The sequence below is a fragment of the Mycolicibacterium stellerae genome (genome assembly GCF_003719305.1).
Taxonomy (GTDB): domain Bacteria; phylum Actinomycetota; class Actinomycetes; order Mycobacteriales; family Mycobacteriaceae; genus Mycobacterium; species Mycobacterium stellerae.
In genome coordinates, this window is sequence record NZ_RARC01000017.1 from 34,618 (window position 1) to 44,767 (window position 10,150).

The 10,150-nt window shown below is 69.0% G+C and carries 10 protein-coding genes; 6 read left to right on the forward strand and 4 right to left on the reverse strand.

Features of this window, described 5'->3' with window-relative positions; genetic code table 11:
• Positions 1–8: 8 nt before the first annotated feature.
• A complete protein-coding gene (locus D6M19_RS20210; RefSeq protein ID WP_123027039.1) occupies positions 9–491 on the reverse strand; it encodes a PH domain-containing protein in 483 nt (160 codons plus the stop codon).
• Entirely contained in the window at positions 478–984 is a 507-nt protein-coding gene (locus D6M19_RS20215) for a PNPOx family protein (protein WP_123027040.1), read from the reverse strand. The genes D6M19_RS20210 and D6M19_RS20215 overlap by 14 nt, the downstream gene beginning before the upstream one ends.
• Positions 985–1,022: 38 nt before the next feature.
• Between D6M19_RS20215 and D6M19_RS20220 the strand changes: the two genes are divergently transcribed.
• From D6M19_RS20220 to D6M19_RS20240, 5 genes are read left to right on the forward strand one after another with little or no spacing between them, the layout of a single operon-like run.
• Positions 1,023–1,934: an SDR family NAD(P)-dependent oxidoreductase gene (locus D6M19_RS20220; protein WP_123027131.1), complete on the forward strand. Its 912-nt coding sequence runs from the start codon at positions 1,023–1,025 to the stop codon at positions 1,932–1,934.
• A complete protein-coding gene (gene moeA / locus D6M19_RS20225) occupies positions 1,934–3,136 on the forward strand; it encodes a molybdopterin molybdotransferase MoeA (protein WP_123027041.1) in 1,203 nt (400 codons plus the stop codon). The genes D6M19_RS20220 and moeA overlap by 1 nt, the downstream gene beginning before the upstream one ends.
• Before the next feature lie 22 nt (positions 3,137–3,158).
• Entirely contained in the window at positions 3,159–3,860 is a 702-nt protein-coding gene (locus D6M19_RS20230; RefSeq protein WP_123027042.1) for a phosphatidylserine decarboxylase, read from the forward strand.
• Positions 3,857–4,723, forward strand: a complete 867-nt coding sequence (pssA, locus tag D6M19_RS20235; protein WP_123027043.1) for a CDP-diacylglycerol--serine O-phosphatidyltransferase — start codon at positions 3,857–3,859, stop codon at positions 4,721–4,723. Before D6M19_RS20230 ends, pssA begins: the two co-directional genes overlap by 4 nt.
• A 1-nt stretch (position 4,724) precedes the next feature.
• On the forward strand, positions 4,725–6,926 hold the full coding sequence (locus D6M19_RS20240) for an AAA family ATPase (protein ID WP_123027044.1): 2,202 nt from the start codon (positions 4,725–4,727) through the stop codon (positions 6,924–6,926).
• Positions 6,927–6,930: 4 nt separating this feature from the next.
• Here the strand turns inward: D6M19_RS20240 and D6M19_RS20245 are convergent, their stop codons facing one another.
• Complete coding sequence (locus tag D6M19_RS20245; RefSeq protein ID WP_123027045.1) at positions 6,931–7,983, reverse strand: class I SAM-dependent methyltransferase; 1,053 nt, start codon at positions 7,981–7,983, stop codon at positions 6,931–6,933.
• Positions 7,984–8,143: 160 nt separating this feature from the next.
• On the opposite strand from D6M19_RS20245, the gene D6M19_RS20250 reads away from it, so the two are divergent.
• Entirely contained in the window at positions 8,144–8,605 is a 462-nt protein-coding gene (locus D6M19_RS20250) for a DUF1707 domain-containing protein (RefSeq protein ID WP_123027046.1), read from the forward strand.
• A 79-nt stretch (positions 8,606–8,684) separates the two neighbouring features.
• Here D6M19_RS20250 and D6M19_RS20255 read toward each other — a convergent pair whose 3' ends face one another.
• Positions 8,685–10,118 (reverse strand): FAD-dependent monooxygenase, encoded by a 1,434-nt coding sequence (locus D6M19_RS20255; RefSeq protein WP_123027047.1) that lies wholly within the window; start codon positions 10,116–10,118, stop codon positions 8,685–8,687.
• Positions 10,119–10,150: the final 32 nt, after the last annotated feature.

A 10,150-nucleotide genomic window follows, 5' to 3' on the forward strand; every position in this document is an offset into this window, starting at 1 on the left:
CGAGGTGGTCACGTCGCGTCCTCCGCGCCGATCGCGGCGATGTCGGTGAGCTGTCCGACGACCCGGTCGGCGACCGCCGAGTCGAGGGCCACGATCCGCACCGCACCCGCCGACGACGCCGTCGTCACCGTGACGTTGGCCAGCCCGAACAGCCGGTCCAGCGGGCCGCGGTACGTGTCGACGGTCTGCACGCGGGAGACCGGCGCGATCCGGCGCTCCTGGACCAGCCAGCCCGACCGGGTGTAGACGGCCTGCGGGCTGATATCCCAGCGGTGCACCCGGTACCGCCACAACGGCACGACGACGACGAAGACCACCATGCCGACCGCGGTGACGGCGGCAGCGACGACATGCAGCCAGGCAAGCCTGCTGTCGAGGACGAACCACACCACCTGCCCCACCGCAAGCACCAGCCACGGGATCGCCGCGCCGATCGCCCACACCAGGGGCGCTTTGCGGCTCGGCGGATTTGCGGGATCAACCAAGTCCATCGGTCGCCCTCTGCAGATGCAGGCATTCGGTGACGCCGAACAGGCTCAGCGTGCGAAGCGTCCTTGCGGGCAGTTGGCCCGCGACCTCGGCGGTGGCGGCGATGATCGGCGCCGCGACGTCGACGCTTTCGCCCTGGCTGACGATCGTGGCGGAGCCGGCGGCGAGCACGTTGCGCACCCAGTCGGCGCGGGTGCCGTACGGAAGCGCGATGACGAACCCGTCGGCGGTCGCGATGACGTCAACCGGCGTCTCGTAGGTGCGGCCGCTGGTTCTGCCCGTATGACGGATGACCGACGTCTGGGTGCCCGCCGATCCCGCCGTGCGCATCACCCGCGGGTTCGTCAAGAACCTGTTCATCCGCCGCACCGCGTCGATCACCGGCGGCACCTTCCAGCGCATTCCTGCGATCAGTACCGAGACCAACACCACGGCAATACCGGCGACCACCCCGACCACCAGCCCGGCCGCTCGGGCGCTCGCGCGAACTGACATGGGAACGACGGTAACCGCCCGTGGGTAATGTGCTGATCATGAGCCAGAAGTGGACCTCCGCCGATGTACCCGATCAGTCAGGCCGCATCGCCATCGTCACGGGCGCGAACTCGGGCCTTGGCTATGACACCGCCGCCGTACTCGCCGACAAGGGCGCGCACGTCGTGCTCGCCGTACGCAACCTCGACAAGGGCGCCGAGGCCGTCGACCGGATCAAGGCGGCCAGCCCGAACGCGGTCGTCACCCTCCAGGCACTGGATCTGTCGTCGCTAGCCAGCGTCCGCGCGGCCGCCGACGAACTGCGCGCCGCGCACCCGCGCATCGACCTGCTGATCAACAACGCGGGTGTGATGTACGTGCCGACGCGGGAGACCACCAAGGACGGTTTCGAAATGCAGTTCGGCACCAACCACCTCGGCCACTTCGCGTTGACGGGCCTGCTGCTGGACAACATGCTGTCCGTCGACGGGTCGCGGGTGGTCACGGTCGCCAGCGTGGGGCACCGCATCCTGGCCCGGATTCATTTCGACGACCCCCAGCTGACGCGGAAGTACAACCGCATCGAGGCATACGGCCAGTCCAAGCTGGCCAACCTGATGTTCACCTACGACCTGGCGCGGCGGCTGAAACTCAAGGGCGCCCCGACGGTCGCACTCGCGGCTCATCCCGGTTTCGCCGACACCGAGCTGATGCGCCACCTGCCCGACTTCATCCCGGCTTTCATGTGGAAGCCGATCACCCAGCCGGCCGACAAGGGCGCGCTGCCGACCCTGCGGGCCGCGACCGACCCGACCGCACAGGGTGGCCAGTACTACGGGCCGGACGGCATCGGCGAGGTCAAGGGCAACCCCAAAATCGTTGCCTCCAGCGCGCAATCGCGCAACGAGGACCTGCAGCGACGGCTTTGGACCCTGTCGGAAGAGCTGACCGGCGTCACCTACCCCGTCTGATGCGGTCCGTCGACGAGCACCAACGCGCCGTTGCTGGGTTGATCGCGCGACGCGAACCCGTCGCGGTCGCGATCGCCGACGCGCTCGGGCTTGCTCTTGCCGAGGATGTCGTTGCGCCGCTTTCCCTTCCGGGTTTCGACAATTCGGCCATGGACGGCTACGCCGTCGTCGCCGAAGACATTTCGGGGGCCTGCGACCAACAGCCGGTGATGCTGCCGGTCGCCGAGGACATCCCCGCGGGCCGAACCGACCCGCTGACGCTGAAACCCGGCACGGCACACCGAATCATGACGGGCGCGCCGCTTCCGTCGGGCGCCACCGCCGTGGTGCCCGTCGAACTGACCGACGGTGCGACGGACACCGTTGCGATCCGCGCGACCGCGACCGCGGGAGCGCACATCCGACGCGCTGGCGAGGACGTCGAAGCGGGCACCACCGTGCTGCGGGCAGGCCAGGTCGTGACGCCCGCGGTGCTGGGGCTCGTTGCTGCCCTCGGCCTCGATGAGCTGAAAGTTGTTCCCCGGCAACGGGTTGTGGTGATGTCTACCGGCTCCGAGCTGGTGGCGCCCGGCACGCCGTTGAAACCCGGTCAGATCTACGAGTCGAACGCGGTGATGCTTGCCGCGGCCGCGAAAGACGCGGGCGCGCAGGTGACAACGGCGCCGATGAGCAGTGACGACGTCGACGAATTCCGAGCGGTGCTGGCCCGTCACGCCGGCGAGGCCGACCTGATCATCACCACCGGCGGCGTGAGTGCGGGCGCCTATGAGGTCGTCAAGGACGCGCTTTGGGCCGCGGGGGTGGAATTCGTCAAGGTGGCGATGCAACCGGGCATGCCGCAGGGTGCAGGCCGGATAGGCGACACCCCGATCATCACGCTGCCGGGCAATCCGGTCAGCGCACTTGTGTCGTTCGAGGTCTTCATCCGAGCACCCCTCCGCGAAGCGATGGGACTGCCACAGGCCCAGCGACCGCTGCTGACGGCCGAGCTCGAGGAGGATCTGAAGTCACCGCGGGGCAAGCGGCAGTTTCGGCGTGGCGTGCTGGACGCCGACAAGCGCGCGGTCAGCAGCTACGGGCCGCCCGCGTCGCATCATCTGCGCTGGCTGGCGTCGGCGAACTGTCTCCTGGAGATCGACGAGGACGTCGTGGAACTGACCGCGGGATCTCCTGTGCGGGTTTGGGACCTATCGAGCGGGTAGCCACCCGTAGAATCGCGACACGATGGCCAGACGCCCCGACCTCAGATCAGGCCCCGCGCGACTGGTGGCCCTGGCGAGAACCACGATCCCCCCGATGCATCCCGCCGGCCTACCATTCGTCGGCGCGGCCCTCGCGGTCGCAGCGGCGGGCCGCCGACATCGGTGGCTGCGCAACGCCGGCCTGCTGGCCGCGGGTGCCAACGCCGCGTTCTTCCGCCACCCGCCCCGCGTGCCGCCGACCCGCCCCGGCGTGGTCGTGGCTCCCGCCGACGGGCTGATCTGCCTCGTCGAGGATGCGGTGCCGCCCGCCGAGCTGAACCTGCCAGACCGGCCGATGCCTCGAATCAGCATCTTCCTGTCGATCTTCGACGCCCACGTCCAGCGCATCCCGATAAGCGGTGAGGTGGTGTCGGTCGTGCACCGCCCTGGGCTTTACAGATCCGCCGAGCTCGCCGCCGCCAGCGCGGACAACGAACGCAACAGCGTGCTGATCCGCACCCCGGACGGGCACGAGGTGGTGGCCGTCCAGATCGCGGGGCTGGTGGCCCGCCGCATCGTCTGCGACATCCGGCCTGGCGAGAAGGTGGCGATCGGCAACACCTACGGCCTCATCCGGTACGGGTCGCGGCTGGACACCTACCTGCCGGAGGGCACAGAGCCACTGGTGCTGCCGGGTCAACGGGCGGTCGGCGGCGAGACGATCCTTGCGGAGCTACCGCGGTGAAGCCGCGCGTCAAGAGGCCTGTCGTCAGCCTGCGCATGTTGCCGAGCGCGATGACGGTCGCGGCGATCTGCCTCGGGTTGTCGGCGGTGAAGTTCGCGCTCGACGACAGGCCGACCGAGGCGATGGCGTTTCTGGCCGTGGCCGCGATCCTTGATGCGCTCGACGGTCGCATCGCCCGGCTGCTCAAGGCCACGTCGAAGATGGGCGAGGAGATCGACTCCCTCGCCGATGCAGTGAACTTCGGTGTCGCACCGGCATTCATCGTCTACGGCACGCTGCTGTCTCATTCGCGCATCGGCTGGATCGTCGTGCTCCTCTACGCCGTGTGCATCGTGCTGAGGCTGGCGCGGTACAACACGATGCTCGCCGAGGACCAACCGCCGTACACCAAGGAGTTCTTCGTCGGCATGCCCGCACCCGCGGGCGCGATCGGCGCGATCGGCCCGCTGGCGGCCAAATTGCAATTCGGCGACGGGTGGTGGACCTCGGAGCCCGCCGTGGTGATCTGGATGATCGGCGTCTCGCTCCTCGTGGTCAGCACCATCCCGATGCGCAAGGTGCACACCTTCGCGATATCGCAGAACATGGTGGTTCCGCTGCTGGCGCTGCTGGCGATCCTTGTCGCCGCCTCGATCCTCTACGGCTACATCGTCATCATGCTGATCATCTTGGGCTACGTGATCCACATTCCGTTCGCGATACGGACGGAGGCTTGGCTTTCGAAACACCCTGAGGTGTGGGGAGACAAGCCGAAGGAGCAGCGTCAGGCGCGGCGGGCGGTTCGCCGGGTCCGCCGGGCCCAGCCGCGCACCCACCGTCGTTCGATGGCCCGACTCGGGCTCCGCAGACCGCCGGGCCCCTGATATGACCGGGTTCGACGTAGCGGACCGCCCGACGCCACGGCAGCAGCTCACACTCACCGCGCGGCTGAACACCTCGGCGCTGGACTCGCGTCGCGGTGTCGTCCGGCTTCATCCCGAAGCCATTGCGGCGCTGGGCATTCGGGAATGGGATGCGGTCTCGCTCACCGGATCGCGGACCACCGCGGCGGTGGCCGGGGTGGCGCCGGACGGTACCCCGGTCGGCACCGCGCTGCTCGACGACGTGACGCTGTCCAACGCCGGGCTGCGGGAGAACACGACGGTGCTCGTCGCGCCGGTGACGGTGTACGGCGCCCGGTCGGTGACGGTGCGCGGATCGAATCTGGCCACCCGGTCGATCTCGTCGGCGACCCTGCGCCAGGCGCTGCTCGGCAAGGTGATGACCGTCGGCGACACCGTGTCGCTGTTGCCGCGTGAGTTAGGGCCTGACATCCCGACTTCGGCGGCGAGCAGCGCGCTTGCCTCGGCCGTCGGGATCACCTGGACGTCGGAGCTGCTGACGGTGACCGGCGTCGACCCCGCCGGACCGGTTAGCGTGCAACCGAATTCGGTGGTCAGCTGGGGCGACACAATCACGCCGCCAACACAGGCCGCGTCCGGTCAGTACGTCGTGATCACGCCCGACAAGTCGGCGACGGTCAACATCGACGACCTCAAGGGTTCGCACGCGCAGGCCAGCAGGCTGACCGAATGGCTGAAGCTCGCACTCGACCAGCCGGAGTTGCTCCAAACCTTGGGCGCCAAACCGAATCTCGGCGTGCTCGTGTCCGGGCCCGCGGGTGTCGGTAAAGCGGCGCTGGTGCGTGCGGTGTGCGCAGACCGGCGGTTGGTCGAACTCGACGGGCCCGAGGTGGGCGCGCTGCGCGCCGAGGACCGGCTGAAAAGCGTTGCATCGGCGGTGGCGAGCGTGCGCGACGGCGGCGGCGTCCTGCTGATCACCGACGTCGATGCGCTGCTGCCGACGGCGGCTGACCCGGTGTCGACGCTGATCCTCACCGAGCTGCGCAACGCGGTCGCCACACCCGGCGTCGCCTTCGTCGCCACCTCGCAGCGACCCGACGACCTCGACCCGCGACTGCGGGCACCCGACCTGTGCGACCGCGAACTCGGCCTCAGCCTGCCCGACGGAGCAGTCCGCAAGCAGCTTCTCGAGGTGTTGCTGCGCGACGTGCCGGCCGAGGACCTGAACCTCGACGAAATCAGCGAACGCACACCGGGTTTCGTGGTCGCCGACCTGGCCGCGCTGGTGCGCGAGGCCGCGCTTCGGGCGGCGGCGAGGGCCAGCGAGGACGAGAAGCCCCCGACGCTGACGCAGGACGACCTGACGGGTGCGCTCAGCGTAATCCGGCCGCTGTCGCGGTCGGCCTCCGAAGAGGTGGCCGTCGGTTCTGTCACGCTCGACGATGTCGGCGACATGGTCGAGACGAAGCAGGCGCTCACCGAAGCGGTGTTGTGGCCGCTGCAGCATCCCGAGACGTTCGAGCGGCTCGGCGTCGATCCGCCGCGCGGCGTGCTGCTGTACGGGCCGCCCGGCTGCGGTAAGACGTTCATCGTGCGCGCGCTGGCCAGCTCCGGGCGGCTGTCCGTGCACGCGGTCAAGGGCGCCGAGCTGATGGACAAGTGGGTCGGCGCATCGGAGAAGGCCGTTCGCGACCTGTTCCGTCGGGCCCGCGACTCCGCGCCGTCGCTGATTTTCCTCGACGAGCTCGACGCGCTTGCGCCACGGCGCGGGCAGAGTTTCGACTCCGGGGTCACCGACCGCGTGGTGGCCGCACTGCTGACCGAGCTCGACGGCATCGAGCCGTTGCGCAACGTGGTGGTGCTCGGCGCGACGAACCGGCCAGACCTGATCGACCCGGCACTACTTCGGCCGGGACGGCTGGAGAAGCTGGTGTTCGTCGAGCCGCCCGACGCCGCGGCCCGACGCGACATCCTGCGCACCGCGGGCAAGGCCGTTCCGCTCAGCGACGACGTCAACCTCGACGCCCTCGCCGACGACCTCGACGGCTACAGCGCTGCCGATTGCGTCGCGCTCCTGCGTGAGGCCGCGTTGACCGCGATGCGGCGTTCGATCGACGCCGCGGATGTGACGGCCGCCGACGTCGCAAAGGCCCGCGAAAACGTTCGCCCTTCGCTGGACCCGGTCCAGGTCGAGGCGCTGCGCGCGTTCTCGGCCACCCGCTGAGTGATTACGGTCGCGCCTCGAGCACGAGGTTGAACGGTGTCTCGGTGGCACGCCGGAATCGAGTGAAGCCGCCGCCGTCGACGACGACCTCGCGCAGCCGGGCTTCACCGGCCTGAGCGCCAAGAGCAGGACCCTTGCGCGCCAACGAAACCGGCACGCAGATCTGCGTGGAAGCGCCGTACATCACTCGGCCGACCGGGTTCAGGTTGTCTGCAAGCCGGTCGTTGGCGAACGGCTCAACGATCATCGCGGTGCCGTCGTCGCTGATCGCCTCGCGAGCGTGCCGAGACACACCGACCGGATCCCCCATGTCGTGCAGGCAGTCGAAGAATGCGATCAGGTCGAAATCCGTGCCCGGATATCCGACCGCATCGGCGACCTCGAACCGCGCATTGGAGGCACCTGCCGCCGCCGCCTTTTCGGTTGCGGCACTGATCGATTCGTCGTGGTAGTCGTAGCCGACGAATTCCGAATCCGGATATGTCAGCGCCATCAGGATGGTGCTGGCGCCGTGCCCGCAGCCGACGTCGGCGACCTTGGCCCCGCGCTGCAGCTTGTCGACGACGCCGTCCAGCGCGGGCAGCCACGAGCCGATCAGGTTGGTGTTGTAGCCGGCCCGGAAGAACCGCTCGGTTCCCTCGAAAAGGCACCGATGGTGCTCGCCCCACTCCATGCCTGCCCCGGACCGGAAGTTGTCGAGGGTGCTCTCGAGCGCGTGGAACGTCGCCTCGACGATGTTGTATGCGCCCGGCATGTCGACGGGGCCGTTCGGGTCGGTCAGGCACAGCGCCTGCTCAGGGCTCAGCGACCACTCGTCGCGAGCGGGGTCGTACTCGACATATCCGCCTGCGCCTTGATTGCCCAGCCATTCGCGGACGTAGCGCTCGTCGGTGCCGGTGCGCTGCGCCAGTTGGGCCGACGTGATGGCGCCTTTCGCCAATTCGCGGTACAGCCCGAGCCGATCGCCGACCAGTATCAGCGCCGCGCTCATCGCGGCGCCGAGATCGCCCACCGCCTTGCCGAGGAATTCGTTCAACTTGGTCTCGTCGACAGCCATGGCTGCCTCATTTCAGGTTGTCGGGTTCTGGCGCCTTCATGGTCCTGCGCATCACGGGCCTGCGGACGAGATTCGACAACTAGATCTTGACAGTGGCTAGTTGAAAGCGCATAGTCATATCAGAAACTAGGCACTGTCAAGATCGAGACGGAGGCACGCCATGACCGCCCCAACGAATCCGTCCATTCGGGCCGGCGACCGCGAGCGGGAGAAGACCGCGAACCAACTCGGTTCGGCACTGGCCCAGGGGTACCTCGCAATGGACGAATACGAGACCCGGCTACAGGCCGCATTCGCCGCCAACACCACCGCCGAGCTGCGCCGGCTCCTCGCCGATCTGCCGCTGGCCCAGTTGCGGCGCAACGACCCGCGACGCAGGGAGGCACGTCGGGCCGCCGCGCGCCGCGGCGTCCGGATCCATCTGGCCGGCTACCTGGCGATGGTCGTCGTCGTGCTCACAGTGTGGCTCGCCGTCGGGCTGAGCGCCGGCGCCTGGTACTTCTGGCCGGTCTGGCCCATCCTCGGCGCGGGCATCGGCGTCATCGGCCACGCACTGCCGATCCGGTTCACGACGGGGTGCGGCGCGCGTCAGGGCTCGATCAGCCCCGCGCGGATTGCATAGCGGAGCACCGCCTCCTCGCGCGGCGTGAGGATCGTGTCGGGAAGCGCGTCGCCCTGGCGTGGGTCTATGCCTGGCTGCGCTACTTCTGAGCTGTCCGTTTCCAGTGGGCGATCGCGGCCGCGATGTGCGCTTCGGTCGGCACCTGGTCATCGGCCCACCCGACGTAGCAGTCCGGGCGCACCAGCACGGCGGCAGGCAGATCGCTGTCGCGGTGGGTGGCATGCACGACGTCGGCGCGATCGACGTCGACCTCTCCGTTCGTCAGCATCACGAACCGGCCCTCGCGCAGCAGCTCGTAGAGCCGGGTGCCGCCGCAATCGGTGTCGGGCATGCGCTTGCCGATCAAGCGGTGCTCCCCGCGAGATGCGCGTGGATAGTCGATGCCGATCTGGCTGAGGCGGCCCGCCATGAACCGACGGCCCGCTGGCAGCCGGGTGATCGTCCCGATGGCGAGGGACTGCACCAGCCGCTGCGCCTTGGACCGGCCGAGCACCAGTTGGTTGAACGCGTCGGTCAGCCGGAGCACCGCCGCGCCGACGGGACGACGCTCGCTCTCATAGCTGTCCAGCAGCCAGCCCGGCGCCGTGCCGCCCACCGCCTCGGCGAGCTTCCAGCCCAGGTTCATCGCGTCGGCGATGCCGGTGTTCATGCCCTGCCCGCCGAGCGGCGAATGGACATGCGCGGCGTCCCCGGCGATGAACACCCGCCCGGCCCGGTAACGCTCGGCCTGCTTGCGTTCGGACAGGAACCGCGAGCTCCAGCGCATGTCGGTCATGCCGTAGTCCTCGTCGGCGATGCGGTGGAACGAGTCGCGGATCTCGTCGAAGGTGACCGGCTCCTTCAGCGGCGCCTGCTCCCGCAGCCGGTCCCATGCGATGGCGCGAAACCAGCCGTCGCCGAACGGGATAATCAGCACCGCACCGCGCTCGTTGGTCACGCCGGACAACGTCTCCTGCGGTGCCCGCGTCAGGTGCACGTCGGCGAGCAGGATGTGGGTTTCGTACTGCTTGCCGGTGAACTCGATACCGGCCAGGCGCCGGACGGTGCTGTGCGCGCCGTCGCAGCCGACGACGTAGCGCGTCGAGATGGACGTGCCGTCTGCGCACTGCACGTTGACGCCGTGATCGTCCTCGGCCAGCCCGACCACCTCGGCGCCGCGCGCGACCTGCACCCCGAGGTCGTCGACCCGCGTCTGCAACACCTGCTCGGTGCCGCTCTGCGGGACGATCAACAGCATGCCGAATCTGCTCGGCAGCTCCCGCAGGTTCATCGTCACCCCGCCGGGCGGCGCGACCTCGTAGACCGGCGTCCCGCGCGTCAGCAGCTCGTCGGCCAACCCGCGCGCGTCGAGCAGCTCGAGCGTGCGCGCGTGCACGGCGAACGCCCTTGTGATGTTCGGCATGTCGACGCGCTCTTCGAGCAGCTGCACCTTTGCGCCGCCGACCGCCAGTTCGGCGGCCATCATCAGGCCGGTCGGTCCGGCGCCGACCACTACCACATCGGGGGTATCCACGGGCCGGATGCTAGCTGCATCGGCCCACGTAG